The sequence below is a fragment of the Halomonas sp. KX33721 genome (assembly GCF_001596805.1).
Classification (GTDB): Bacteria; Pseudomonadota; Gammaproteobacteria; order Pseudomonadales; family Halomonadaceae; genus Vreelandella; species Vreelandella aquamarina.
The window spans coordinates 93,828-118,855 of the sequence record NZ_LVIA01000013.1 but is presented as its reverse complement, the minus strand read 5'-3'; the positions used below and the strand labels follow the sequence as shown (position 1 = coordinate 118,855).

The following is a 25,028-nucleotide window of genomic DNA, read 5'->3' as shown; positions in this document are numbered from 1 at the left end:
TTCTCCCTTTACACCACACGGTGTCTTTAATCCACTTGCGAGTTTGCATCATACCGAGCATCCTTCCGCCGTCACAGCGCTTCTATAGAAGCTATCAGCAACAGGAGCAAGCGATGCTACCTTGGCTCTCATCGCCACACCCTTCATTTCCATCTACCGAACAGGCATTAGAGTCTCCCAACGGCCTCCTAGCCGCCGGTGGAGAGCTTACACCAGCCTGGCTGGTAGACGCTTACCGGAAAGGGATATTTCCTTGGTATAGCGACAAGGACCCCATTTTATGGTGGAGCCCTGACCCGCGCATGATACTGCTGCCTGCTCAGTTTAAACGACGCCGCAGTCTAGCTAAACGGCTGCGACATGGTGGCTTTAGCGTGACACTAGATCAACAGTTCATCCAGGTCGTTGAGGCATGTGCTGCTCCCCGTAAAAATGAACCGGGCACTTGGATTAACCCGGATATGCGTCGCGCCTATCAGCGCCTTCACGAACTTGGCATCGCCCACAGCATTGAGGTACACCGTGACGGCGAGCTGGTCGGCGGGCTGTATGGGCTGGCCATGGGGCCAGTGTTCTTTGGTGAGTCGATGTTTTCACGTCAACCCGATGCTTCCAAAATTGCGCTGGCCTACTTGGCAGGCGCCATGCAACGCCATGGTGGTGAACTCATCGACTGCCAAATGCACACGCCGCATTTAGCCAGCCTGGGTGCGACAACAGTCGCCCGTAGCACGTTCATCAACTACCTTGAACAATGGTTGCCAGAAAAGGCTTTTCGCTTACCACCTGCCCATCAGACGCCATCCGTGCCTGCCTCACCATGGCTGGCGGCGATACCCTCAGGCGCTGAAGCAGAGTGACCGCGCCGTTTTTCACCAAGGAGGCAAGCCGTGAGTAGTAACGCTCCTCGCCGCCCTGTGCGGGATTTGCGCTTCTTCCTAACCGTTCCTCATGCCTGCAGCTATCTTCCTGGCAAAGAGGCAACAACACTGTTTCTGGATCCTCAGGAGTCGCCGGTGCCTGGGGTGTACGACTCGCTGTCTCTGCTTGGCTTTCGACGCAGCGGGCGCCACTTATACCGCCCTCACTGCGAAGGTTGCAATGCCTGCCGCTCAGTCCGCATCCCGGTGGACGAATTTAGCGCCAACCGTACTCAGCGAAAAGTTTGGCAACGCAATCACGATATTGAGACCCGCGTCATCGCCGCGCGCTTCGATGCCAACCACTACGCTCTATATGCTGACTACATTCGCCAACGCCATGCAGACGGCGACATGTATCCACCCAGCCGCGAGCAGTACCGTACCTTTCTGACGCTTGAAGAACCCTATGCGCACCTCATGGAGATGTACCTAGAAGGTGAGCTGGTGGCCGTGGCAGCGTTTGACCAGCTAGAGCACGGTCTGTCAGCTATTTACACGTTTTTTTAAAGTCGATGAAGCGCTGGATAAGCGCTCACTCGGCACCTTTGCCATTTTAAAGTTGATTGCGCTCTGCCAAGAAAAACAGCTGCCTCATCTTTATCTTGGCTACTGGATTGAAGAGTGTCGTAAGATGCGCTACAAGCAAGCTTTTTCACCGATTGAACTGCTGGATGGGCGGCACTGGCGACCTATAATTCGTTAAACTGGTCAGCTTTTTTGCCTTGACGGCGGGCTTACGGCACAATATAGCGCTGTTTCTTAGGCGAGCAGGTTTGTGCCAACGCTTATTGAAACAATCATTCGACCAACCACGATGTAAAATAAGTGAGGATCTGCCTATATGGCACGCGAAGATCATATTGAAATGGAAGGCGTTATTGTTGATACCCTTCCCAACACCATGTTCCGGGTTGAGCTGGAAAACGGTCACGTTGTGACCGCTCACATCTCTGGCAAAATGCGTAAAAACTATATCCGCATTCTGACTGGCGACAAGGTCAAGGTAGAACTAACGCCCTACGACCTGTCCAAAGGCCGTATCGTTTATCGCTCGCGCTAAGCCTTGAGTGTGCCCTCAAGCAACGTCTGCTCACAGATCGCGTCCCACGGCTATTAGTAGCACCGCGTAACGACGGCGCCGCTCCCTGGAAACGACAACGCCCCGTCGAAGACAGGGCGCTGTGCGTGCTAGCGAGTATGCATTACTGCTTGTCGGTCATCTTAGCGCCCTTTTCAGGGCGCATCTGCCATTTCCGACTCTGTCGAAAGATGAAGCTCTCCCTCCTCCAGGCTAACATGGACGATACCACCGTGCTCGGCCAGCTCTCCAAACAGAATCATCTCTGCGAGTGGCTTCTTGAGCTTCTCTTGGATCAAGCGAGCCATCGGCCTTGCCCCCATATCCGGGTCGTAGCCTTTCTCTGCTAGCCAATCCCGGGCGACGTCGTCTACATCCAGCTGCACGCGCTTCTCGTCTAGTTGCGCTTGAAGCTCGATCAAGAACTTGTCGACCACGTTGCGCACCACCGTCGTGGGCAGCGCATGGAATTGAATGATGCCGTCCAGGCGGTTACGGAATTCCGGCGAGAAGGTCCGACGAATCACTTCCATCGCATCCGTCGAGTGATCCTGGCTCTGGAAACCGATAGAGCGACGCGATGCCTGCTCCGCCCCAGCGTTCGAGGTCATGATCAAAATCACATGGCGGAAGTCTGCCTCGCGGCCGTTGTTATCCGTCAAACGACCGTGATCCATGACCTGCAACAGCAGATTGAAAACTTCTGGATGCGCTTTTTCGATTTCGTCGAGAAGCAGCACGCAGTGCGGCTGTTTGGTGACGGCCTCGGTCAGTAGCCCACCCTGGTCATACCCCACATAGCCTGGAGGCGCACCGATCAAACGCGACACGGTGTGACGCTCCATGTACTCCGACATATCGAAACGCACCAGCTCAATGCCCATGATATGCGCCAGTTGCTTGGCTACTTCCGTTTTACCGACCCCAGTCGGGCCTGCGAACAGGAAGCTGCCCACGGGCTTATCGGGAGATTTCAGGCCCGCCCGGGAGAGCTTGATGGCCGCCGACAGTGAATCGATCGCTTCATCTTGACCAAACACCAACATTTTCAGGTCGCGGTCCAACTTCTCGAGCTGTTTACGATCCGAACTCGAGACGCTCTTCGGCGGAATGCGCGCAATGGAGGCCACCACGGCTTCCACCTGCTCCACGTCGATCGTCGTAGCACGTACCTCAGGGGGTAGCATCCGCTGATGCGCACCCGCTTCGTCGATCACGTCGATCGCTTTATCGGGCAGGAAGCGATCGTTGATGTAGCGATCCGCCAGACGAGCGGCACTCTCCAGCGCACCGTCGGTGTATTTCAGTTCGTGGTGCTCTTCGAAGCGCGAACGCAGCCCTTTGAGAATCTTGATGGTGTCCTCAACGGACGGTGCCAGCACGTCGACCTTTTGGAAGCGGCGTGCCAAGGCGCGGTCTTTCTCGAAAATTCCGCGGAACTCCTGGAACGTGGTCGAACCAATGCAGCGCAGCTCGCCTGAAGAGAGCAGCGGTTTCAACAGATTGGAAGCGTCCATCACGCCGCCCGAGGCAGCGCCCGCGCCAATGACCGTATGAATCTCATCGATGAACAAGATGGCATTGGGCTGTTTACGCAGCTCGCTTAACAGACTCTTGAGGCGCTTTTCGAAATCGCCACGGTACTTGGTGCCTGCCAGCAGTGCGCCCATATCCAGTGAGTAAACCACCGCGTCGGCAATGACTTCCGGCACGTCTTCTTCGACGATGCGCTTGGCTAAGCCTTCGGCAATAGCGGTTTTGCCCACACCCGCTTCACCCACCAGAAGTGGGTTATTTTTACGACGGCGGGCCAGAATTTGCACAACGCGCTCAAGCTCATGGTCGCGGCCAATCAGAGGGTCGATTTTACCCTGACGTGCCTGCTCATTGAGGTTGGTGGCGTAGCCAGTCAACGGATGAGCAGCGCCTTCAGCGCTCCCCTCTTCTGCGTCGTCACTCTCTTGAGAGGAAGGTGATGGCGACGGACCATGACCAGAGACTTTAGAAATTCCGTGGGCGATGTAGTTCACCGCGTCTACCCGCGCCACGCTTTGTTGTTTAAGGAAGTAAACCGCTTGACTCTCTTGCTCAGAGAAGATAGCGACCAGCACATTAGCGCCAGTCACTTCGCTTTTACCGGAAGATTGAACATGGAATACAGCACGTTGTAGCACGCGCTGAAAGCCCAGCGTTGGCTGCGTTTCACGGTCACCCTGACCTTCTGGGATCAGCGGTGTGGTCGAGTTAATGAAATCCTGCAGATCGGACCGCAGCTTGTCGAGGTTTGCCCCACACGCCTTCAGCACATCCACCGCAGAGGCATTGTCTAGCAGCGCCAGAAGCAGGTGCTCTACGGTCATGAATTCGTGGCGCTTTGAGCGAGCCACGGTGAAGGCCGTGTTCAGGGTCAGTTCAAGTTCTTTGCTCAGCATGGCAGTCCCCTTTTCGCTACTACCTAGGGTATATCGACACCTAGGGCTTGCGTCGGATCAGTTTAATCGACCGGCACTTTCAACATCGGGTACAAATGGCGTGGTTGCAAGCCCCTGTGCTACTTTTTTTCAACGCTACTCATTTCAAATAGGCTTAATCAGCAGCTTCGATGTCACTCATTAGCGGGTGCTCACATTCACGGGCATACTCATTCACTTGATAACTTTTAGTTTCAGCAATATCCCGGGTAAAAATGCCGCAGGTGGCTTTCCCCTGGGTGTGCACCGCCAACATCACCTGCACGGCTTTTTCGCTATCCATATTAAAAAAGCCTTGCAGCACTTCAACAACAAACTCCATGGGGGTGTAGTCGTCGTTATGCAACACCACTTTATATAAAGGCGGCTGTGCCAGCGCGGGCTCGGCCGACTGCACCGCTAAGTCATCATCGTGTTCTGGCATGCCTGGACGCGTCATGCCTGCCTGCAGAGTCGCGATCACGTCCAGAGGGTATGTATTAGGCATAAGTCACGTGCATCATCTTCTTGCTGCTGACAGTCAGGGCCTTGGATCAATTCAAAGACGAGGCTTTTACAGTCCAGGCTTCTACAGACTGTACACCTATGTATAAGACGCCTGCCATCAACAAGGGTTCATGAAAGGTAAAAAATTATCACACAGGAGAGAATAAAAATCCCTCGCCCGCAAGGCGGGCGAGGGATCGATCAGCCGCTAAAGCGCGACGGCTCAGCGGATAATCAGCCTTTGGACACCATGGCCAGCGCGTCGTTGAGGGTCTTGCTCGGGCGCATGGCCTGGCTGGCCAGCTCACGGTTGGGGTGGAAGTATCCCTGGATATCCACCGGCTGCCCCTGCACGCTGTTCAGCTCATCGACGATGGTGCTCTCGCTGGCTTGCAGCGTCTCGGCCAGACGGCCAAACAGGGATTTCAGTTCGGCGTCCTGGTCCTGAGCGGCCAGTGCTTCTGCCCAGTACATTGCCAGGTAGAAGTGGCTGCCACGGTTATCCAGCTCGCCGACTTTACGCGATGGCGACTTGTTGCTGTCGAGGAATTTGCCATTGGCTTCATCCAGCGCTTTTGCCAACAGCGTCGCGCGGGCGTTACCGAAGGTGCTGCCCAGGTGCTCAAGCGACGCCGCCAGGGCCAGGAACTCACCCAGCGAATCCCAACGCAGGTGGTTCTCTTCCAGGAACTGCTGAACGTGCTTAGGTGCAGAACCGCCAGCGCCGGTTTCAAACAGGCCACCACCGTTCATCAGCGGTACGATGGAGAGCATCTTGGCGCTGGTGCCCAGCTCCATGATCGGGAACAGGTCGGTTAGGTAATCGCGCAGCACGTTACCAGTGACGGAGATGGTGTCTTCGCCTTTACGGATACGCTCCAAAGAAACCTTCATCGCATCGACCGGCGCGAGAATTCGGATATCCAGGCCAGCGGTGTCGTGATCTTTCAGGTACGTCTCGACCTTCTTGATCAGTTGCGCGTCGTGGGCACGGTTAGCGTCGAGCCAGAACAGTGCCGGGGCACCGCTATCGCGAGCGCGAGTCACGGCCAGCTTCACCCAATCTTGAATCGGCGCGTCTTTGGTCTGGCACATACGCCAGATATCGCCTGCTTCTACCGTGTGGCTAAACACAGTTTGGCCTGAATCGTCGGTGACCACGACAGTCCCGTCGGCAGGCATTTGGAAGGTTTTATCGTGAGAGCCGTACTCTTCGGCTTTCTGCGCCATCAGGCCCACGTTAGGTACGCTGCCCATGGTGGTCGGATCGAACGCGCCGTGCTGCTTGCAGTCTTCGATCACCGCCTGGTAAATGGTGGCGTAGCAGCGGTCAGGGATAACAGCCTTCGCATCTTGCAGCTCGTCATTCGCGTTCCACATCTTGCCGGAATCACGAATCATCGCCGGCATAGAGGCATCGATGATCACGTCGCTGGGCACATGCAGGTTGGTGATGCCTTTATGGGAGTTCACCATCGCCATGGCCGGGCGAGTTTGATAAAGGGCCTCTACATCGCCTTTGATCGCCTCTTGCTGGTCGCTGGGCAGCTTCTCAATAGCGCTGTAAAGGTCGCCGATACCGCTGTTCGGATTGAAGCCAGCGCTCTTCAGCACGTCAGCGTGCTTCTCCAGCACCTCTTTATAGAACTCTTCTACCACGATACCGAACATGATCGGGTCGGAGACCTTCATCATGGTAGCTTTCAAGTGCAGCGAGAACAGCACGCCGCTCTCTTTGGCATCGCTGATTTGGCTGTCAATAAAGCTGCGCAGACGGCGGCTACTCATGCTGGCGGCGTCAATGACTTCGCCTGCTTGTACCGCAAGGCCCTCTTTTAGCACCACGTTGGTGCCATCTTTTTGCTGCAGCTCAATCTTCAGCGTGCCGGCTTTTTCCATCACCGCCGACTGTTCGCTGCCGTAGAAGTCGCCTTCGCTCATATGAGCCACATGGGACTTAGAGTCAGCGCTCCACTCACCCATGCGGTGCGGGTATTTGCGAGCGTAGTTCTTGACCGACTTCGGCGCGCGGCGGTCGGAGTTACCTTCGCGCAGCACCGGGTTTACCGCACTGCCCTTGGCTTTGTCGTAACGCGCTTTAACGGAGGCTTCTTCGTCGTTTTTCGGCTCTTCCGGGTAGTCAGGCAGCGGGTAGCCCTGGCTTTGCAGCTCTTTGATGGTTGCTTTTAGCTGCGGGCCAGAGGCGCTGATATTAGGTAGTTTGATAATATTGGCTTCAGGCGTCTTCGCCAGCTGACCAAGCTCCGCCAAGTCATCGCTCACGCGCTGCTCGTCGCTCAGAATATCCGGGAATTGTGCCAATACGCGGGCAGCAAGAGAAATATCGCGGGTCTCTACTTCGACACCGGCAGAGTCGGTAAAGGCATCAATGATGGGTAACAAAGAGTAGGTAGCGAGCGCAGGAGCTTCATCGGTGAGCGTATAAATGATCTTCGGCGTTTTAGACATTTTTGCGTTAACCTCTTTTTTTTCGGTCGCTGTGATTATAAAGAATCCTGAGCTACGCGGCTCATTCAACGATTAGCCATGCCGCGAAGCGGGTGGAGCATCCTGTATGCGCTGCCCCTTTAGTCAGTCGGTGGTACTACTGGTCACTCGGTGGTTATTGCGGTAACGATGACGACAGATGAAAACGGTGGTCATCACGATGCCAACGGTTCATCTCAAACAGCTGCGCCAGATTATACCAGCGCTGCACTTTAACCGCATGAGCGATTGTCGACAAATCCTCCACCTCTAGTTCTTGGGACAGCTTGTGAGACGATGAGCACCTTATATTTACTGCACAAACCCTACCGTATGCTCTCCCAGTTTACCGATAGCCAGGGCAGAGCCACCTTGGCAGAAGTGATTCGCGCCCCAGAGGTGTACGCCGCTGGCCGCCTTGATTTTGATTCTGAAGGCCTGCTGCTACTGAGTGATGACGGGGGCCTTATTCACCGCATTGCCCACCCCAAACACAAGCAGCCAAAAACCTATTGGGTGCAGCTTGAAGGCCACATTACCGATGAGGCCATCCGCGCGCTCAAAGCAGGCATTACGTTAAAAGATGGCCCGACCCTACCCGCCAAAGCGCGCCGTATAGCGCCGCCTGCTATCGCTGAACGAGACCCGCCGATCGACCCCAAGCGCCACCCTCTCACCAGCTGGCTGGAACTCACCATTAGCGAAGGCCGCAACCGCCAGGTGCGCCGCATGACTGCCCACGTAGGCTTTCCCACGCTACGCCTGATTCGTGCGGCCATTGGCCCCTGGCAGCTTGGCCAACTAGCCCCCGGCGAATGGCGCAAAGAGACGCTGCACGCCCCGCGCCCAGACAATGCCAAGCAGCCTCGCGCCATGCCAAAAAAGGCTAAGCCAAAAAACGCCAAGCCGAAAAGCGCCTCACCAAAAGGCTCAGGTACCAATAAAGCGCGTGCCGCAAAAGCAGCCCCCAAACGAAGCACCAAATCCAGAGGCCCTAAAAAATGAAGACGTCTTCTCCTACTGTTCGGCCAACCATTCGCAGCACGGTGGCCTGTGTGATTCAGCAGGGCGAGCATTTTTTAATGGTGGAAGAGGATAAAGGCGGTGCCCACACGCTCTTTAATCAGCCAGCCGGGCACGTAGAACTTGGCGAAGGGCCGGTAGCCGCCATACAGCGCGAGGTGCAAGAGGAAACGGCGTGGCAGGTATCGCTCACCGGCTATTTAGGGCTGTACGTTTTTCACACCCCAGAGGGAGAAACGTTTCATAGTCATGGATTTACCGGCGTCCCTGAACAGCCGCTCACCACGGCGATTGATCCGGCCATTGTGGCTACCCATTGGTTAACACGTGATGAGATCGTCGCACTCGCGGCCGCGCAGCGGTTAAGAAGCCCGCTGGTGCTGAAACGCATTGACGATGCCCTGAACCACCGTCACTTCCCGCTTTCGGTGATCCAAGAGTGAAGCACTCGAAGCATCGAGCCCCCATCGTGTATAATCGCCGCCCAATTGCACACCACTTCAACTGAGGATGCCAATGACATCCACCGATGGCACAGCCACCCAGGACGCGTCAGACACCTACACCGCTGCCACCGGCAAAGTGATTGTCGGCATGTCTGGCGGCGTCGACTCCTCCGTTTCTGCTCTCCTTCTGCTCCAACAGGGGTACGAGGTCGAGGGCCTGTTTATGAAAAACTGGGATGAAGACGACGGCACCGAATACTGCACGGCGAAGGAGGATCTGGCCGATGCGGAAGCCGTGTGCGCCAAACTGGGCATCAAGCTGCACACGGCTAACTTCGCTGCCGAGTATTGGGACAACGTATTCGAGCACTTCTTGGCAGAGTACAAAGCAGGCCGTACGCCTAATCCTGACATCCTTTGTAACCGGGAGATCAAGTTCAAGGTCTTCTTGGAGTATGCCGAGATGCTGGGTGCCGATAAAATCGCCACCGGTCACTACGTGCGCCAAGGCATCCGCGACGGTCACCCGCGCCTGCTGAAAGGCCTGGATGGCAATAAAGACCAAAGCTACTTCCTGCACGCGGTGCCAGAAGCGGCGATTGCCCGCACGCTGTTCCCGGTCGGTGAGCTTGAAAAACCTGAAGTGCGCGCGCTGGCGGAGCAGCACGACCTCGTCACCGCGAAGAAAAAGGACTCCACTGGTATCTGCTTTATCGGTGAGCGTCGTTTCCGCGACTTCCTGCAGCAGTACCTGCCCGCCCAGCCGGGCACCATCGAGACCCCTGAAGGCGATGAAATTGGCCAGCACATGGGCTTGATGTACTACACCCTGGGGCAGCGTCAAGGGTTAGGTATTGGCGGTTTGGCCAACTACTCCGAAGACCCCTGGTACGTGGCGGCAAAAGATCTCGAGCGCAACGTGCTGATCGTGGTGCAAGGCAAGCATCATCCGCTGCTTTACACCAATGCACTCGCCACCGAGGCGATGGACTGGGTCGCCGGAAAGCCGCCGGTTCAGCAAGGCCGCTTTACCGCCAAAACCCGCTACCGCCAAAGCGACTGCCCCTGCGAAATTGTCGCCCAGGCTGATGGCAGCGTTGAAGTAATTTTTAACGACCCGCAGTGGGCGGTCACGCCCGGCCAGTCGCTGGTGCTTTACGATAACGACATCTGCTTAGGCGGCGGCGTTATTCGCGCCACCTGGAATGCCTCGGAGACCGCTGCATGAGCGCAACCCCTATTCACCGCGCGCCCGATACCCCCGCTGCCCGTCAAGCCCTCGCGCTAGCGGGGGTCTTTCAAGCAGCAAGCCTCGTCGATGAACTCGCCCGTACAGGACAAGTTGATACACGCGCGTGGGAAACGCTGATCAACGCGACGGTAGACACCAACCCGGAAAGTTTTGAAGCCATCTACGGCGGCCACCCCAACAACCTGCGCCGCGGGCTGGATACGCTGGAAGCACTCGTTGGCCGTAAGCAGGCCAACCCGGTGGTATTGCGCTACGGATTTTCGCTGCTGCTGCTAATGAATAAGCTGCGCACCGACCGCCAGATGATGGACGTGTTAGGCCAAAAGCTGACCCATGTTCAAGGGCAAGCAGAGCACTTTGGCACCACCCACGAAAACGTCATTGCCAGCCTTGGTGAAACTTACCAAGAGACCATTTCGACGTTTAAAACGCGCATTGTGGTGCAGGGCGACCCCTCGCTACTGCAAACCCGCATGATGCCGGAACGAGTACGCGCTTGCTTAATGGCCGGTATTCGCTTTGCGCTGTTGTGGCATCAGCAGGGCGGCCGCCGCTGGAAGCTGGTGTTTCAACGCAAGGCGCTACGCCGAGCGCTGGATAACTTTAGCTAGCCGCCAAGATACCTTACTTTCGACCTCCGACTTTGACCACTCTGGAAACCAAGCCATGCAACTCTCTGCTCTGACCGCCCTTTCTCCCGTTGACGGCCGCTACGGCGCCAAAGCCGCCGCGCTACGTGAACACTTCAGCGAATTCGGCCTGATCCGTGCGCGCGTGATCGTGGAAGTGCGCTGGCTGCAGCGCCTTGCTGAGCACGGCCAGATTGTCGAAGTCCCGCCGCTTTCCGCAGAAGCCACCGCGTTTCTAGAGCAGCTTATTCGTGACTTCTCAGTCGATGACGCGGAGCGTATCAAAGAGATTGAGCGCACCACCAATCACGACGTTAAAGCGGTGGAGTACTTCCTAAAAGAGAAGATTGCAGGCCAAGCCGAGCTAAACGCCGTTACCGAATTTATCCACTTCGCCTGCACCAGTGAAGACATCAACAACCTCTCTTACGGCGTGATGCTGGCAGATGGCCTAAAAGCTATGCTGCCAACAATGCACGAAGTCGCCGATGAGATTGCCAAGCTGGCGATTGCCCATGCAGGCCAGCCGATGCTGTCACGCACCCATGGCCAAACGGCTAGCCCCACCACGCTAGGTAAAGAGATGGCTAACGTGGCGTATCGCCTCAAGCGCCAGCTCAAGCAGATCGAAAGCGTGGAGATTCTGGGCAAAATCAACGGTGCGGTCGGCAACTACAACGCCCACCTGACCACCTACCCAGATATCGACTGGGAAGCCAACGCGCGCACCTTTGTTGAAGGCTTGGGCTTAAGCTTTAACCCCTATACCACGCAAATCGAACCCCACGACTACATTGCCGAACTGTTCGATGCGATCTGCCGCTACAACACGATCCTGATCGACTTTGACCGCGACGTATGGGGCTATATTTCCCTGGGCTACTTCAAGCAGCGCACCGTAGAGGGCGAAATTGGCTCTTCCACCATGCCGCACAAGGTCAACCCGATTGACTTTGAAAACTCAGAAGGCAACCTGGGCCTCGCCAACGCGGTGATGAGCCACCTAGCACAGAAACTACCGATTTCTCGCTGGCAGCGCGACCTGACCGACTCCACCGTACTGCGTAACCTAGGCGTTGGCTTGGCCTATGGCCTGATTGGCTACCACGCCAGCCTTAAGGGCATCAGCAAGCTGGAAGCTAACCCGTCGCGCTTGGCAGAAGACCTGGATAACAGCTGGGAAGTACTGGCCGAGCCGATCCAAACCGTGATGCGTCGCTACGGCATTGAAAAGCCCTACGAGAAGCTCAAAGAACTTACTCGCGGCAAGCGTATTGACCAAGCGGGCTTTGCGGCCTTTATTGATACCCTTGAGCTGCCCGAGACGGTGAAAAATGAGCTGAAGGCGCTCTCGCCCGCCAGCTATATTGGTAATGCGAAGGCCCAGGCCGAAGCACTCAACCAGCGGCTTGCTGCACTCTAAACGACGCCCTGCGACACTAACGTAGCGCTCACTTGAACTAGGATAACGCCATGAGTCATCACGATAAGCCACTCACCCTGCTGGGCGATTTAACGCCCGCAGACTTCTTGGCCAACTACTGGCAACAGAAGCCACTGCTGATTCGTGGCGCTATCCCTGATTTCGTCAGCCCCATCGACCCCGACGAGCTGGCAGGTCTTGCCTGCGAACCGGGCGTCGAAGCGCGGCTGGTCGAAGAGAACGGCCCCGACGGCCCCTGGCAGGTCTCGCACGGGCCGTTCGACGACGCCACTTTCGAGCGGCTGTCGGAAGGTCACTGGAGCCTGCTAGTACAAGCGGTCGACCACTATGTGCCCTCTATCGCTGCGCTGATGGATGAGTTTGATTTCCTACCCCGCTGGCGGCTGGACGACATCATGGTGAGCTATGCACCGCCCGGCGGCAGTGTTGGCCCGCATATCGACCAGTATGATGTGTTTTTACTGCAGGCAAGCGGCCACCGTCGTTGGCAGCTTGGCGGCAAGCAGCCAGGTAATGCTCCCATCATTCAGGGCATTGACTTGCGCATTCTGCAGTCTTTCGAGATTGAAGCAGATTCCGACTGGACCCTGGCACCCGGCGACATGTTGTATTTGCCCCCCGGCTGGGCACACCACGGCGTCAGCCAAACCGACGACTGCATGACGATTTCGGTGGGTTTCCGGGCGCCCTCGGCCGACGAAGCCATCACCTCGTATGCCGATTATGTCGGCGAACAAATGTCGGACTCCCAGCGTTATAGCGATGCGGGCATGGCCCCTGCCGAGGAGGTAGGCGAGCTCGACGATGCCGCTGTTGAGCGTATGCGCCAGTTTATTCTCTCCACCCTGGATAACCCTGAACAGGTTGCCCAGTGGTTTGGCCGAGTGATGACCCAGCCAAAATATATCGATCAAGTCGTGGCCCTTGAGGAGCCGATGAGCGAAGCCGACCTTGTTGCTCAACTACAAGACGGTGAGCCACTGTTCCATATGCCGGGTTCTCGCTTTGCATGGCGCAGCGATGCGTCAGGCACCACGCTATTTGTCGATGGCGACGGGCATACCTGCTCAGAGACTCTGGCAAAACGCCTCGCTGACCCAACGCCGATGTACGAAGAGGTGCTGGAAATTGACGGCGCTAAAGCGCTGATTACACAGCTCATCAACAGCGGCAGCCTTGGTTTTATGGGCGAAGGCGACGACGAGGAGTAAGGCGTGGAAGCGGTAACGGTAAAAAGTGGTAGTTGGGCATTACTGGGTGAGCCAGCCTCGCTGATTCGCCGAATCGTCTTTATCGACGAGCAGCAAGTTCCTCAAGAAGAGGAGTGGGATGGCCGCGATACGGAGTGCCTGCACTTTTTAGCCACTCTCAATGGCGAGCCGGTAGGCACCGCGCGACTGCTGCCCGATGGCCACATTGGCCGCGTTGCGGTACTTAGCAGCGCCCGAGGCACGGGCATTGGCTACCAGCTAATGGAGGCGGCCATTAAAGCCGCCCGCGAGGCCGGCCACTCTCATGCAGCGCTTAGCGCCCAGTTACATGCCCTCGCTTTCTATGAACGCCTGGGGTTTGTTGCCCACGGCGACGTGTTTATGGATGCAGGCATTCCCCATCGTGAGATGACGCTGTTTTTGTAGTGATTCAGTGCCAATGTCGCCAAGCGCCACCCCGTGTGGCGCTTTTTTTTGTGTTCGTAGTCAAAGCCATGACGAAAAACGACTACACAAACAGGGCGTTTGGCGTAGTCGCTGTCGTCGGACTACAACGCCGCATGCCCCCAAGTGACAATTGTTGGATCTCCTTGCCTAGTCGATAGTTATTGCACTGCAGCGTTAAGGACTCTCCTCTTCGGAGACACCGACACTGTGAAACGCAAAGCGCCACACCGCGACGTTTTATTAAGAGACGATGGGTGTAGAGACAGCGCCGCGAATTTGAATAATGCTGGAATCTATCTCGCAGGTGCAGCATAAGAACAAGCTAACGTGCGAACGACGACAACTCTGGAGGAATCAGCTCATGACAGGACTGCTCGACGATATCAAAGCCATGGCCCACCTTCGCGAAGCCCAAGGCGGCAAGTGGTCAGCCATCAAACCTGAATATGCTGCCCGTATGCGCGCTCAAAACCGTTTCCATACCGGTTTGGACATCGCTCGCTACACGGCCAAGATCATGCGCGACGACATGGCCGCCTACGATGCCGACACTTCTCAGTACACCCAATCGCTGGGTTGCTGGCACGGCTTCATCGGCCAGCAGAAGCTGATTTCCATCAAGAAGCATTTTGGCACCACCAAGCGTCGCTACCTGTACCTTTCAGGCTGGATGGTGGCCGCGCTGCGCTCCGAGTTCGGCCCGCTTCCCGACCAATCCATGCACGAGAAAACCTCGGTCTCGCACCTGATCGAAGAGCTCTATACCTTCTTGAAGCAAGCGGATGCCTGGGAACTCAACCACCTGTTCCGCGCCCTGGACGACGCCAAGGCGGCAGGCGATAGCGCTAAAGAGCAAGAGCTGATCAGCAAGATCGACAACTACGAAACGCATATCGTGCCGATTATTGCCGATATCGACGCCGGTTTCGGTAACGCCGAAGCCACCTACCTACTGGCCAAAAAATTCATTCAAGCGGGCGCTTGCTGTATCCAGCTCGAAAACCAGGTCTCCGACGAGAAGCAGTGCGGCCACCAGGATGGCAAGGTCACCGTTCCCCACGAAGACTTCCTGGCGAAGATCAACGCCGTGCGCTATGCCTTCTTGGAGCTGGGCGTAGAAGATGGCGTGATTGTAGCCCGCACCGACTCTCTGGGCGCTGGCCTGACCCAGAAGATCGCCGTCACCAACGAGCCGGGCGACCTGGGCGACCAGTACAACAGCTTCTTGGACGGGGACGTCATCGAGAACGCGGCAGACATCAACAACGGTGACGTCGTCATCAAGCAAAACGGCAAGCTGGTCAAGCCCAAGCGTTTAGCCTCGGGTCTCTACCAGTTCAAGCCGGGCACGGGGGAAGATCGCGTGGTGCTGGACTGCATCACCAGCCTGCAAAACGGTGCCGACCTGCTGTGGATCGAGACCGAAAAGCCCCACGTTGGCCAAATTGCTAGCATGGTGAACCGTATCCGCGAAGTGGTGCCGGATGCCAAGCTGGTGTACAACAACTCGCCTTCCTTCAACTGGACGCTGAACTTCCGCCAGCAGGTCTTCGATGCCTGGGAGAAAGAGGGCAAGGACGTGTCGGCTTACCAGCGCGACAAGCTGATGAGCGTGGAGTATGACAACACCGAACTTGGTCAATTGGCTGACGAGTGGACGCGTAACTTCCAGCGCGATAGCTCTCGCGAAGCAGGTATCTTCCACCACCTGATTACACTGCCCACGTACCACACCGCAGCGCTCTCTACCGACAACCTGGCTAAGGGCTACTTTGGCGACGAAGGTATGCTGGCCTATGTGGAAGGTGTGCAGCGTCAAGAGATCCGCCAAGGTATCGCCACTGTTAAGCACCAGGACATGGCAGGTTCTAACATCGGTGACGACCATAAAGAGTTCTTCCATGGCGACGCAGCGCTGAAAGCGGGCGGCAAAGACAACACCATGAATCAGTTCGGTTAATCAACCTTACTCGCAATACCTCCAGGAGGCTTCGGCCTCCTGTTTTTTGCCTTCCGTTTAATACTTTGCAATTAACCCAAACGCGTGCAAAATTTTTGCACACTGCTTTCTTAATGCCTGCCTACACTCTACCTTGTGACCTTTTTTTTCCAAATGGCTGGTCAAAAGCGTACGCTTTGGTTATCTTTTAGCGAACGCCGTTCTATAATGATACGCACGCATTGATCTGCGGGCGTTCACAGCCATATGGGCTGATTCTTACTGGAGGTTTTAATGAAACGTTTACTACCTGTTGCCGCGTTAAGCATTCTCACACTGGCTGGCTGCGCCAACACTGCCCCCTACTCAGGCGATGTCTACCGTGGTAACCAAGCGCAAACGGGGCAAAGCGTCAGCTATGGCACCATCGTGGCCGTCCGCCCCGTCCAAATTCAAGCCGATAGCCGTACTGGCAACCTGCTGGGCGGTGGCGGTGGCGCCGTCATCGGCGGTTTGCTGGGTAGCCAAATCGGCGGTGGCTCTGGTCGCCAGCTCGCGACCGTGGCAGGGGCGCTAGGTGGCGCGGTGGCGGGTACCGCTGCTGAAGATCGCGCTAACCGTGTGAATGCACTGGAAATGGAAATCCGTCGTGATGATGGTACCGATGTAGTGGTAGTGCAAAGTGCTGATCGTCAGTTCCAGGCAGGTCAGCGGGTTCGCCTAATTGGTAGTGGTGCTAATCTGAGCGTAGCGCCGTACTAAATCGCAGCCTACTAAGGTCTAGCTCGTTAAGTAAAAGCACTATCTACGCAGCTGACACTATGACAGTTGCCAAACACACAGCCGCCCGGCCAATTTGGCCGGGCGGCTGTGTGTTTGGAGCAACAAATCGCGTTTAGTGAGCGACTTTACTGCTTGCCCAGTTGGCAAGTTTCATCACTACCAATGCAATCACCGCGAGCAAAATCGCCACCAGCAGCACATCTACAGGGCGAATCAAAGTTGTAGCACCCAATACGGCCAACGCAACCACCCACAAATAGCGGTTGTCGCCATGGCTTTTCAGCACGCTTGGCAGCATTTTATCTAGCCCCTGGCTAACGCCGCTTTCCCAACGCTTATTAGCAAAATAAGCAATCAGTACAAAGGCGATAACCCAAATTAAGAAGATAGTCATAACAGGCTCCGGTGAGTGTTATTTCAAGAGAAAAATTAATTGCTGTAGGGTATCCCTGCACACCCCCCGGCGCAATAGCGCTAAAGGCGTGGAAGTGGAAAAAGCCCGCTTACCCCCTGACAAGCTGGCCCACACGCGTTACCATGTTGGGACATGCACTCACCGAAAGGTTATTCAATGCAAATTGCGCAAAACTCGGTTGTCGCGTTCCACTACACCCTGACCAACGATGCAGGTGAGGTGCTAGACAGTTCTGAAGGCCGCGAGCCGCTGACGTATCTCCACGGCGCTGGCAACATCATTCCGGGCCTGGAAAAAGAGCTTGAAGGTCGTGTTGCTGGGGACAAACTGAACGTTAAAGTTTCCCCTGAAGAGGGTTACGGCGAAGTTCAAGAGCAGCTGCTGCAAGAAGTACCGCGTGATGCCTTCCAAGGTGTTGAAAGCATTGAGCCAGGTATGCAGTTCCAAGCGCAAACCCAAGGCGGCCCGCTCATGGTTACCGTCAAGAAAGTTGAAGGCGACACCGTTGTGGTTGATGGCAACCACCCGCTGGCGGGTCAGCACCTCAACTTTGACGTTGAAATTGCGACCGTACGCGAAGCAAGCCAGGAAGAAGCCGAGCACGGCCACGTTCACGGCGAAGGCGGCGTAGAGCACTAAGCTCTTGCATGCCACAAAGGGCGGCCATTGGAGGCTGTTTTCATACGGCCTCCAATGGGCCGCCCTTTTTATTTTAATGGCCGCTATGTGATGCTGACTCTTCTGGAATCAACACAAGTTGGCCATAACGCACGCTACGCGACGATGTCACCTCATCGGCAAACTGCTTCAGTGCACTCCCCTGCCCCTTTAAGAGTGCGACTTCCAAGCAGCTATCGTGATTGATATGCACATGCAGCGTTGAGAGCGTTAAATCGTGATGGTCATGAGAGTGACGAGTCAGGCGCTTAGAGAGATCTCGCGCCGCGTGGTCATACACATACACCAGCGCTCCCATACACGGCGCATTGGGCGCAACCTCCTCTTTCACCTGCTTTAACCCGTTGCGGGTCAAGTCACGAATGGCCTCTGAGCGATTTTGATAGCCGCGCAGCGCCATCAGCGCATCGACCTCGCTTAACAGCTCCTCATCCAGCGTTACCGTTACCCGCTGCATACCCTCTCCTTCGCCGATCTGATGTTGTGCGTTGCCGCAACTTCCAGCGCTATTAGTATGATGTTATTGTAAAAACATCATACTAATAGCACTGAAAAAGGTGTCCCATGCGTCGCCCTATCATACTGGCTCTCGCAGCCACATGCGTAGCGCTAAGCGCGCCAGCGTTGGCCAAAGACCAGCTAGTGCTTGCCATTGGTGGTGAGCCGGAGCAAGGGTTTGATCCGCTATTGGGCTGGGGTCAGTACGGCAGCCCTCTATTTCAGTCTACGCTGCTTACCCGTGGTCAGGACTTAACCCCGCAATCAGGCCTAGCCACAGCATGGTCCCTTTCTGAAGATCGCCTTACCTGGACTCTCACCTTACGCACGGACGTGCGCTTTTCAGACAACACCCCGCTAACCGCAGAAGACGTTGCCTTTACGTTCACCGCCGCCGCCGAGGCAGGCGGTAGAGCGGATCTCAGCGCATTAGCGAGTGCCCGTGCGGTCGACGGCAACACCGTCGAATTCACCCTCAAAGCACCGCGCATCACTTTTATCGACCAGTTGATGACGCTGGGTATCGTGCCCAACGCCGAGCGAGAAAACGGCTATGGCGACGAGTATGGCAGGCAGCCGCTGGGTTCAGGCCCTTACCGGTTAGTGGAGTGGCAAGAGGGTGAGCAGCTGATTGTTGAGCGGAACCCCTATTTTTACGGCCCCACGCCGGTCTTCGAGCGTCTGGTGTTTCTGTTTACCGATGAAGCCGCCACCCTAAGTGCAGCTCACGCAGGCCAGGTGGATCTCGCTGCGGTGCCACCAGCGCTGGCAGAGAACATCCCTGAGCAGATGCATCGGGTGATTATGAAGAGCGTTGATAACCGAGGCATTCTGTTCCCTATGCAGCCCGCCACGGGCGAAAAAGCTGACAACGGCGCGCCGATTGGTAATAACGTCACTGCCGACCTCGCCATTCGCCAGGCGGTCAATTTAGCCCTTGATCGTGAGACGCTGGTGGACGTTGCGCTAAACGGCTTTGGTCGCCCCGCTTTTGGCCCTGCCGATGGTCTTCCCTGGAGCCATAAGGATGAGAAGCTCGCGACGCCCAACCTTTCCCGCGCTAACGCCCTGCTAGATGAAGCAGGCTGGGTACGCAAAGAAGAGGATGGACTGCGCTATAAAAACGGCCAACCTGCACGCTTTCGTCTCACATACCCCACCAGCGACACCACCCGCCAACAGCTCGCCCAGGTGAGTGCCGAGATGGTGCGCCCACTCGGCATCGAGATGCAGCCCACCGGCCGCCACTGGGACGAGATCCAACGTGAGGCGCTTCACCAAGACGCCATCGTGTTTGGCTTTGGCAGCCAAAGTCCGCAGGAAGTGTACTATCTCTTCCATAGCGAGCATGCCGGGTTCGGTTTTTACAACAGTGGTTACTACGCCAACGAGGCGGTCGACCAACACCTGGATGCCGCCCAAGCGGCGGCTAACACCGAAGAAGCCAATCAGCATTGGCAAGCCGCCCAATGGGACGGCGATACCGGCTATGGGGTACAGGGAGACACCAGCTGGGCCTGGATGGTCAACCTTGCCCACGTGTATGCCACCAACCGCTGCCTCGACCTGGGCGAACTGGGCGTTGCCCCTCACGGCCACGGCTGGCCGGTCACCGCCAACTTGCTTGAGTGGCGCTGGACGTGCGATTAACGGTTTGGCTAGCGAGCCGCCTACTTCGGCTGTTGCTGGTACTGCTAAGTGTCGCAGCGGTCTCTTTTGGGCTAATGATGCTATCTCCCATCGACCCGGTGGATGCCTACCTTGGCCCGCAAATGGCCCAGGTCAGCCCTGAGCAGCGCACGCTGATTGCCGAACGCTGGGGGTTTAACACCCCGGCCAGTGTGCAGTTTCACCACTGGCTGCAACAGTTGCTTAGCGGAGAGCTGGGCTGGAGCCATATCTACAACCAGCCGGTGAGCGACGTCATTAACCAGCGCTTCCAGCGCTCGTTTTTTCTGCTGTTGAGCGCTTGGCTGCTCTCGCTGATACTTGGCGTAGTACTCGGCATCGCCGCAGGAAGCAAAGAGGGCTCCCTGCTGGACCGCTTGATCAGCGGCTATGCTTATATCACTGCTTCGATGCCCACGTTTTGGCTCGCCATGCTGGCGTTGCTACTTTTCTCCGTCACCTTGGGCTGGACCCCCACCTGCTGCGCAGGGCCCACGGGCGTGCTGAGCCAAGAAGTAACGCTGCTCACGCAGCTGCACCATCTTCTTTTACCTACTCTCACCCTCGCTCTGTTAGGCGTTGCCACCATCACGCTACATACCCGGGCCAAGATGGCGGCGTTTATGCGCTCGGATACCGCGTTGCACGCCTTTTCCCAAGGCGCCAGCCGTTTCGATATCGCCTGGCGCCACGGTCTGCGCCACGCCAGCCTGCCAGCGATCACTTTGGCGTTTGCCTCTCTCGGCGAGCTATTTGGCGGCTCCCTTCTGGTTGAGCAAGTCTTTGCTTACCCTGGACTTGGGCAGGCGACCGTCGCCGCTGGCTTGCGAAGCGATGTGCCGCTACTGCTCGCCATAGCGCTATTTACCGCGCTATTTGTGAGTGTTGGCAACCTCATCGCCGATGGCCTTTACCAGTGGGCCGACCCACGTATCGCACGGGACCGCACTAATGAATAGCCAGCCGCGCCTGGTCGCAGCAGGCTATGCAGGTGTGTTTGGCCTGCTGGTATTACTGTTGCTTAGCAGTTCTCTATGGCTGGGAGATAGCCCACTGCACATGCAGTTCGGGGCCCGCCTCATGCCTCCCAGCGCCGAGCACTGGCTGGGCACTGATGCCCTAGGGCGTGAGCTTTGGGCCCGCACGCTGGCGGGGCTTGCCTTGAGTTTTGGGGTAGGGCTGAGCGCGGCACTGTTGGGCACGCTGATTGCTTTAAGCTTGGCGAGTCTCGCCATGCTCTCGCCCATACTGGATGCGCTGGTGAGCTTACTGATTGATACGCTGCTGAGCGTGCCACACCTGATTTTACTATTGCTGATCGCCTTTGCCCTGGGCGGCGGCACCCAGGCTGTCATTATCGCTGTTGCGCTGACCCACTGGCCAAGCCTTGCCCGCTTGCTCAGAGCCGAGCTACTCAGCTTGCGAAACGCCCCTTATGTGGCGATTTCGAAAGGGTTTGGCAAACGCCAAGGATTTATTGTTTGGCACCACTTGCTGCCCCATGTACTGCCTCACTGCTTGGTCGGCGCACTGCTGCTGTTTCCCCACGCCATTTTGCATGAAGCGGCCCTGACCTTTTTAGGCGTTGGCTTAGACCCTACCCAGCCCGCCATCGGCGTATTACTGGCCGACGCCATGCGCTACCTTACCGGCGGCTACTGGTGGCTAGGGGTGTTTCCTGGGCTGGGTTTACTGCTGATGGTACTGGCGATTGAACGCTTCGCCTCGATGCTGCGCAAAGCGCTGTAAAGATCGCGATTTTTAACAAGGAGCTTGCCATGCTGACCATTGACCGGCTAACCCTGCAACTCCCCTACTACCCCCGCTGGTGGCGACGGGAGTGGACCACCTGTATCGAGTCGCTCTCGCTGCACCTTCAGCCGGGCGAAGTGCATGCTGTGGTGGGTGCGTCAGGCGCAGGTAAAAGCCTGCTGGCCTACGCCATTATGGGGCTACTGCCCCAAGCGGCACGGGTCGCAGGAGAGCTGCGCTTCCAGGGGGAGGACTTAACACCAGCGCGCCAGCGGCAGCTGAGGGGGCATCAGTTGGCGCTCATTCCTCAATCGTTGAATGCTCTTGACCCGCTCGCCCGCAGCCAGCATCAGGTACGCTGGGCGGCCCAACGGGCAGGATTTGGTCCCTCAGCCGCCCATCAGCGCGCCGATGAGCTATTGAGCCGCTATCAGCTTAGCCACGCGTCTACCCACTACCCTCACGAGCTGTCAGGCGGCATGGCGCGGCGGGTGCTCATCGCTATGGCCCAGGTGAGCAACGCACGTCTGGTGATTGCCGATGAGCCCAGCGTAGGCCTTGACCCCAACCAGCGCGACCGTGTGCTGGCAGCACTAAAAGCTATCGCCCTAGAGGGCAAAGCGGTGATGCTGATTACCCACGATCTGCGCCATGCTCTTACCATTGCCGACAGGGTTTCCGTGATTCGCCAGGGCCAAGCGCTGGAAACCGCACCGGCCCAGGCTTTCCAAGGCCAGGGCGAGCAGCTTATGAGTTGCTATGCGCGAGACTTGTGGCAGGCGCTACCGGATAACGCGTTCAGCACACACCCCTTCCATCCGACGCATCAGGAGCCAGCGCTTGCTTGAAACCCACCAGCTATCGTTCCACTTTGCGGCAGGCACTCCGCTGTTGGCGGATATCTCCCTACGCCTTGCGCCCGGTGAGTGGTTAGGAATCAGCGGTGACTCTGGATCGGGGAAATCAACGCTTGGCAAGCTATTGTCAGGCCAGCTAACGCCTTCCCAAGGCAGTGTTCAGGTAGATGGTTCGCCGCTGCCCACACGCGGGCGGCGGCCAGTGCAGTGGCTGCCCCAGTCGCCGGAGCTCGCGGTGAACCCGCGCTGGCGGGTAGGAAAGATATTGAGGGAAGCGTGGACACCGCCAAATACGCTGATGGAGGCGTTTGGCATTGAAAATGAATGGCTAAAGCGCTTTCCCAGCGCACTCTCCGGCGGCGAGCTACAACGGGTGTGCGTGCTGCGCGCCCTCGCCCCCGGCGTCCGCTATGTGGTGGCCGATGAGATCTCCACCATGCTGGATCCCATCACTCAGCTGTCGCTGTGGCAGGCGCTTAAAGCGCACGCTGAACACCATCAGCTTGGCGTCATCGTGATTAGTCACGACACAGCACTGCTCAACCGGCTGTGCCATCAACAGTGGCATCTGACAGGTGGCAGCTTACGTATTAGCAGCACGGCGCTCAAAGCGCCATAAGCCAACACCAATGGCCAACGTCACGCACAGCAGCAGCCACGAGCCTATCGCCACACCCTGCCACTGTGTCCAGCGCCAGAAAGGCTCCAGCCAAAAACCGCCAATGCTGGCACCGAGATAGTAAAACACTAGGTAGAGCGCCGAGGCGCTGCCCCGTGCCCCTTGGGCGTAGCGCCCCACCCAGCTAGACGCCAATGAGTGCGCCATAAAGAAGCCGAAGGCGTTAATGGTTAAGCCGAGGATGATGAGCGCCAGCGAGTCCGCCAGGGTGATGGCGGTGCCTAACATGAGAATCACAATGCCCGCACTTATGCAGCGGGCGGGGGAAAAGCGCCCCGCCAACTTGCCCGACACTGTCGAGCCAAAGGTGCCACCTAGGTAGGTGAGAAAGATCAGCCCCAGGCCACTGGCCGCCAGTTGATATGGCGCATCCGCCAAACGGAAAGTAATATAGCTGTACTGATTAATAAAAATCAGAAAGTTAATGCCGCCAAGGAAGTAGGCAGCGAGCAGCACCGGCGAGCGTAAATGGCCGAGCAGGTCCCCCACCGCTTGGCGTAATTGAAAGCGCTTAGGCGTAAAGGCTTGGCTATTGGGCAGTAGCCGCCAAAAAATGATACAGCCCACCACGGTCATGGCACCCACCGCGAGAAACGCAGCGCTAGGCCCACCGATGGCCGCCGCCCCGCCCCCAATAATACGCCCGCTAATACCGCCTAACGAATTGGCCCCAATATAAAGCCCCACGGCACTCAGCAAGGCGGTTTTATCGAACTCGTCGCCCATCCAGGCAATCGCTACGGCGGGCAAGCCGCCGAGCACGAAGCCTTGCAGCAAGCGCAGAAACAATAAACTCTCGAAGGTAGGCGCAAAAGCTAAAGCGAGCGACAAACCACCCGCCAGGAGCAGTGTGATACGCATAATCCCTTCGCGGCCAATGGCATCGGAGAGCGGCCCAAACACCAAAAGCGCCAAGGCCAAAGAGAGCGTAGATACCGACATCAACAGGCTGACGCCTAAGGTGGAAACCCCGTAAGCCTCTTTCAGGCCCGGCAATAACGGTTGCGGCACATACAGGTTAATAAACACCAAAAACGACCCTAAACATAGGGCCGCCGTCGCGCGCCACCAGGCGCGCGTTTTTGCTTCAATCATTGATGGCCTTTCCAATGTTGACCGACGCGCACGGCCGACACTTACGGCGTATAACGACTGCTGAGCTGGGCCAGATTGGTCGGCTCTAGGGCACGACGCGACTGCCAGTAGTAGCGCTGCCAGTAGCTATTATCCAGGCTGGAAATAATCACGCCTTTCGACGTGGACGCATGGAGAAAATAGCCATTGCCTACGTAAATGCCCACGTGGTTGTAGCGTCCGGGTGGGCGGAAGAAGACCAGATCGCCCGCCTGCAGCTCTTGGCGGTCGATCGGGCGTCCCTCATGCACTTGATCTTGGGTAGAACGGGGTAACTCAACGTCAAAGGTATCGCGGAAAACGTTTCTTACCAAGGCAGAGCAGTCGATCCCTCGATCCGTCGTCCCCCCAATCCGATAAGGCGTTCCTGCCCACCGCTGATGCTGCTCTAACAGCGCTTGGCGAACGACCGTTGGCGGGGGCGTCTGCAGGTTACGCAGGTGAGCACTGATAGGATCAACGGGCGACATTTGGGGAGTGACTCCCTCCATACCGGGAAGCGACATCGAGAAATAATCCTCGGGGGCTTCCATGTCCTGGCGTGAGGCAGAGCCTGCACAGCCAGCTAACAAAGCAACGACGACACAAACACTTACAACACGGACAGCGGTCACAGCGGGGTGTGGCGACGCAACCATGCGATTAACCTCGTAACAAAATGGAAATTGAAAAAACCCAAGCATGAGAAAACTCATTTTTTACAACCCCTGGACTATAAGCTAGTTATC

The 25,028-nt window shown here is 56.9% G+C and carries 25 protein-coding genes and 1 pseudogene; 18 read left to right on the top strand and 8 right to left on the bottom strand.

Annotated features, from left to right (window positions below):
- The first annotated feature begins 113 nt into the window (after window positions 1-113).
- The 3 genes and pseudogenes from aat (at window position 114) to infA (ending at window position 1,983) form a co-directional block, all read left to right on the top strand.
- On the top strand, window positions 114-860 hold the full coding sequence (aat, locus tag A3220_RS05285) for a leucyl/phenylalanyl-tRNA--protein transferase (protein ID WP_044627797.1): 747 nt from the start codon (window positions 114-116) through the stop codon (window positions 858-860).
- Window positions 861-890: 30 nt separating this feature from the next.
- Window positions 891-1,626, top strand: a pseudogene (locus A3220_RS05280) (arginyltransferase).
- A gap of 138 nt (window positions 1,627-1,764) precedes the next feature.
- Complete coding sequence (infA, locus tag A3220_RS05275) at window positions 1,765-1,983, top strand: translation initiation factor IF-1 (RefSeq protein ID WP_007111068.1); 219 nt, start codon at window positions 1,765-1,767, stop codon at window positions 1,981-1,983.
- Between the two features lie 173 nt (window positions 1,984-2,156).
- Here the strand turns inward: infA and clpA are convergent, their stop codons facing one another.
- The 4 genes from clpA to A3220_RS18150 all read right to left on the bottom strand — a co-directional run bounded on the left by clpA (window position 2,157) and on the right by A3220_RS18150 (window position 7,704).
- Window positions 2,157-4,433: an ATP-dependent Clp protease ATP-binding subunit ClpA gene (clpA, locus tag A3220_RS05270; protein WP_058576915.1), complete on the bottom strand. Its 2,277-nt coding sequence runs from the start codon at window positions 4,431-4,433 to the stop codon at window positions 2,157-2,159.
- 154 nt (window positions 4,434-4,587) lie between these two features.
- A complete protein-coding gene (gene clpS / locus A3220_RS05265) occupies window positions 4,588-4,896 on the bottom strand; it encodes an ATP-dependent Clp protease adapter ClpS (protein WP_044627932.1) in 309 nt (102 codons plus the stop codon).
- 296 nt (window positions 4,897-5,192) lie between these two features.
- Window positions 5,193-7,427 carry an NADP-dependent isocitrate dehydrogenase gene (locus A3220_RS05260; protein ID WP_062373639.1) on the bottom strand — a complete coding sequence of 745 codons (2,235 nt, stop codon included), beginning with the start codon at window positions 7,425-7,427 and terminating at the stop codon, window positions 5,193-5,195.
- Between the two features lie 154 nt (window positions 7,428-7,581).
- Entirely contained in the window at window positions 7,582-7,704 is a 123-nt protein-coding gene (locus A3220_RS18150) for a hypothetical protein (RefSeq protein WP_266100062.1), read from the bottom strand.
- Between the two features lie 38 nt (window positions 7,705-7,742).
- Here A3220_RS18150 and A3220_RS05255 point away from each other — a divergent pair, with 38 nt between their 5' ends.
- The 9 genes from A3220_RS05255 (at window position 7,743) to A3220_RS05215 (ending at window position 16,598) form a co-directional block, all read left to right on the top strand.
- Window positions 7,743-8,450, top strand: coding sequence for a pseudouridine synthase (locus tag A3220_RS05255; RefSeq protein ID WP_084812749.1), 708 nt, complete (start codon window positions 7,743-7,745; stop codon window positions 8,448-8,450).
- Complete coding sequence (locus A3220_RS05250; protein ID WP_062373636.1) at window positions 8,447-8,911, top strand: NUDIX domain-containing protein; 465 nt, start codon at window positions 8,447-8,449, stop codon at window positions 8,909-8,911. Before A3220_RS05255 ends, A3220_RS05250 begins: the two co-directional genes overlap by 4 nt.
- A 73-nt stretch (window positions 8,912-8,984) precedes the next feature.
- A complete protein-coding gene (gene mnmA / locus A3220_RS05245) occupies window positions 8,985-10,142 on the top strand; it encodes a tRNA 2-thiouridine(34) synthase MnmA (protein WP_062373632.1) in 1,158 nt (385 codons plus the stop codon).
- The gene (gene hflD / locus A3220_RS05240) at window positions 10,139-10,777 is read left to right on the top strand and encodes a high frequency lysogenization protein HflD (protein ID WP_062373629.1); all 639 of its coding nucleotides are present in this window, start codon (window positions 10,139-10,141) and stop codon (window positions 10,775-10,777) included. Before mnmA ends, hflD begins: the two co-directional genes overlap by 4 nt.
- Before the next feature lie 55 nt (window positions 10,778-10,832).
- The gene (gene purB, locus A3220_RS05235) at window positions 10,833-12,218 is read left to right on the top strand and encodes an adenylosuccinate lyase (RefSeq protein WP_044627804.1); all 1,386 of its coding nucleotides are present in this window, start codon (window positions 10,833-10,835) and stop codon (window positions 12,216-12,218) included.
- Between the two features lie 50 nt (window positions 12,219-12,268).
- Complete coding sequence (locus tag A3220_RS05230) at window positions 12,269-13,450, top strand: cupin domain-containing protein (RefSeq protein WP_062373627.1); 1,182 nt, start codon at window positions 12,269-12,271, stop codon at window positions 13,448-13,450.
- Window positions 13,451-13,453: 3 nt separating this feature from the next.
- A complete protein-coding gene (locus A3220_RS05225) occupies window positions 13,454-13,876 on the top strand; it encodes a GNAT family N-acetyltransferase (protein ID WP_062373624.1) in 423 nt (140 codons plus the stop codon).
- A gap of 382 nt (window positions 13,877-14,258) precedes the next feature.
- The gene (locus A3220_RS05220) at window positions 14,259-15,857 is read left to right on the top strand and encodes an isocitrate lyase (RefSeq protein ID WP_044627807.1); all 1,599 of its coding nucleotides are present in this window, start codon (window positions 14,259-14,261) and stop codon (window positions 15,855-15,857) included.
- A 273-nt stretch (window positions 15,858-16,130) separates the two neighbouring features.
- Entirely contained in the window at window positions 16,131-16,598 is a 468-nt protein-coding gene (locus tag A3220_RS05215; RefSeq protein ID WP_062373622.1) for a glycine zipper 2TM domain-containing protein, read from the top strand.
- 133 nt (window positions 16,599-16,731) lie between these two features.
- Here the strand turns inward: A3220_RS05215 and A3220_RS05210 are convergent, their stop codons facing one another.
- On the bottom strand, window positions 16,732-17,013 hold the full coding sequence (locus tag A3220_RS05210; RefSeq protein WP_062373619.1) for a hypothetical protein: 282 nt from the start codon (window positions 17,011-17,013) through the stop codon (window positions 16,732-16,734).
- A 177-nt stretch (window positions 17,014-17,190) separates the two neighbouring features.
- Here A3220_RS05210 and A3220_RS05205 point away from each other — a divergent pair, with 177 nt between their 5' ends.
- Complete coding sequence (locus A3220_RS05205; protein ID WP_044627810.1) at window positions 17,191-17,673, top strand: peptidylprolyl isomerase; 483 nt, start codon at window positions 17,191-17,193, stop codon at window positions 17,671-17,673.
- 73 nt (window positions 17,674-17,746) lie between these two features.
- Here A3220_RS05205 and nikR read toward each other — a convergent pair whose 3' ends face one another.
- Window positions 17,747-18,169 (bottom strand): nickel-responsive transcriptional regulator NikR, encoded by a 423-nt coding sequence (gene nikR / locus A3220_RS05200; protein ID WP_044627811.1) that lies wholly within the window; start codon window positions 18,167-18,169, stop codon window positions 17,747-17,749.
- Between the two features lie 107 nt (window positions 18,170-18,276).
- On the opposite strand from nikR, the gene A3220_RS05195 reads away from it, so the two are divergent.
- Genes A3220_RS05195 through A3220_RS05175 form a run of 5 tightly spaced genes read left to right on the top strand, consistent with a single transcriptional unit; the run spans window position 18,277 to window position 23,106 of the window.
- Complete coding sequence (locus tag A3220_RS05195; RefSeq protein ID WP_062373616.1) at window positions 18,277-19,860, top strand: ABC transporter substrate-binding protein; 1,584 nt, start codon at window positions 18,277-18,279, stop codon at window positions 19,858-19,860.
- Window positions 19,851-20,837, top strand: coding sequence for an ABC transporter permease (locus tag A3220_RS05190; RefSeq protein ID WP_062373614.1), 987 nt, complete (start codon window positions 19,851-19,853; stop codon window positions 20,835-20,837). The genes A3220_RS05195 and A3220_RS05190 overlap by 10 nt, the downstream gene beginning before the upstream one ends.
- Window positions 20,830-21,627 carry an ABC transporter permease gene (locus tag A3220_RS05185; protein WP_044627814.1) on the top strand — a complete coding sequence of 266 codons (798 nt, stop codon included), beginning with the start codon at window positions 20,830-20,832 and terminating at the stop codon, window positions 21,625-21,627. Before A3220_RS05190 ends, A3220_RS05185 begins: the two co-directional genes overlap by 8 nt.
- Before the next feature lie 29 nt (window positions 21,628-21,656).
- Window positions 21,657-22,478 (top strand): ATP-binding cassette domain-containing protein, encoded by an 822-nt coding sequence (locus A3220_RS05180; RefSeq protein WP_044627815.1) that lies wholly within the window; start codon window positions 21,657-21,659, stop codon window positions 22,476-22,478.
- Window positions 22,471-23,106 (top strand): ATP-binding cassette domain-containing protein, encoded by a 636-nt coding sequence (locus tag A3220_RS05175; protein WP_062373611.1) that lies wholly within the window; start codon window positions 22,471-22,473, stop codon window positions 23,104-23,106. The genes A3220_RS05180 and A3220_RS05175 overlap by 8 nt, the downstream gene beginning before the upstream one ends.
- Here A3220_RS05175 and A3220_RS05170 read toward each other — a convergent pair.
- The gene (locus tag A3220_RS05170) at window positions 23,071-24,261 is read right to left on the bottom strand and encodes an MFS transporter (RefSeq protein WP_062373608.1); all 1,191 of its coding nucleotides are present in this window, start codon (window positions 24,259-24,261) and stop codon (window positions 23,071-23,073) included. The two genes, A3220_RS05175 and A3220_RS05170, sit on opposite strands and share 36 nt — an antisense overlap.
- A gap of 41 nt (window positions 24,262-24,302) precedes the next feature.
- Window positions 24,303-24,938, bottom strand: a complete 636-nt coding sequence (locus A3220_RS05165; protein WP_084354485.1) for an NlpC/P60 family protein — start codon at window positions 24,936-24,938, stop codon at window positions 24,303-24,305.
- Between the last annotated feature and the right edge of the window lie 90 nt (window positions 24,939-25,028).

Excerpts from the sequence above, each read along its gene's own strand:
- A3220_RS05165 (WP_084354485.1), bottom strand. The coding sequence starts at position 24,938 with ATGGTTGCGTCGCCACACCCCGCTGTGACCGCTGTCCGTGTTGTAAGT.
- clpA (WP_058576915.1), bottom strand. The coding sequence starts at position 4,433 with ATGCTGAGCAAAGAACTTGAACTGACCCTGAACACGGCCTTCACCGTG.
- A3220_RS05205 (WP_044627810.1), top strand. The coding sequence starts at position 17,191 with ATGCAAATTGCGCAAAACTCGGTTGTCGCGTTCCACTACACCCTGACC.
- nikR (WP_044627811.1), bottom strand. The coding sequence starts at position 18,169 with ATGCAGCGGGTAACGGTAACGCTGGATGAGGAGCTGTTAAGCGAGGTC.
- mnmA (WP_062373632.1), top strand. The coding sequence starts at position 8,985 with ATGACATCCACCGATGGCACAGCCACCCAGGACGCGTCAGACACCTAC.
- A3220_RS05220 (WP_044627807.1), top strand. The coding sequence starts at position 14,259 with ATGACAGGACTGCTCGACGATATCAAAGCCATGGCCCACCTTCGCGAA.
- A3220_RS05195 (WP_062373616.1), top strand. The coding sequence starts at position 18,277 with ATGCGTCGCCCTATCATACTGGCTCTCGCAGCCACATGCGTAGCGCTA.
- A3220_RS05170 (WP_062373608.1), bottom strand. The coding sequence starts at position 24,261 with ATGATTGAAGCAAAAACGCGCGCCTGGTGGCGCGCGACGGCGGCCCTA.
- A3220_RS05180 (WP_044627815.1), top strand. The coding sequence starts at position 21,657 with ATGCTGACCATTGACCGGCTAACCCTGCAACTCCCCTACTACCCCCGC.
- A3220_RS05230 (WP_062373627.1), top strand. The coding sequence starts at position 12,269 with ATGAGTCATCACGATAAGCCACTCACCCTGCTGGGCGATTTAACGCCC.
- hflD (WP_062373629.1), top strand. The coding sequence starts at position 10,139 with ATGAGCGCAACCCCTATTCACCGCGCGCCCGATACCCCCGCTGCCCGT.
- A3220_RS05255 (WP_084812749.1), top strand. The coding sequence starts at position 7,743 with ATGAGCACCTTATATTTACTGCACAAACCCTACCGTATGCTCTCCCAG.
- clpS (WP_044627932.1), bottom strand. The coding sequence starts at position 4,896 with ATGCCAGAACACGATGATGACTTAGCGGTGCAGTCGGCCGAGCCCGCG.
- purB (WP_044627804.1), top strand. The coding sequence starts at position 10,833 with ATGCAACTCTCTGCTCTGACCGCCCTTTCTCCCGTTGACGGCCGCTAC.
- aat (WP_044627797.1), top strand. The coding sequence starts at position 114 with ATGCTACCTTGGCTCTCATCGCCACACCCTTCATTTCCATCTACCGAA.
- A3220_RS05210 (WP_062373619.1), bottom strand. The coding sequence starts at position 17,013 with ATGACTATCTTCTTAATTTGGGTTATCGCCTTTGTACTGATTGCTTAT.
- A3220_RS05250 (WP_062373636.1), top strand. The coding sequence starts at position 8,447 with ATGAAGACGTCTTCTCCTACTGTTCGGCCAACCATTCGCAGCACGGTG.
- A3220_RS05215 (WP_062373622.1), top strand. The coding sequence starts at position 16,131 with ATGAAACGTTTACTACCTGTTGCCGCGTTAAGCATTCTCACACTGGCT.
- A3220_RS05260 (WP_062373639.1), bottom strand. The coding sequence starts at position 7,427 with ATGTCTAAAACGCCGAAGATCATTTATACGCTCACCGATGAAGCTCCT.
- A3220_RS05185 (WP_044627814.1), top strand. The coding sequence starts at position 20,830 with ATGAATAGCCAGCCGCGCCTGGTCGCAGCAGGCTATGCAGGTGTGTTT.
- infA (WP_007111068.1), top strand. The coding sequence starts at position 1,765 with ATGGCACGCGAAGATCATATTGAAATGGAAGGCGTTATTGTTGATACC.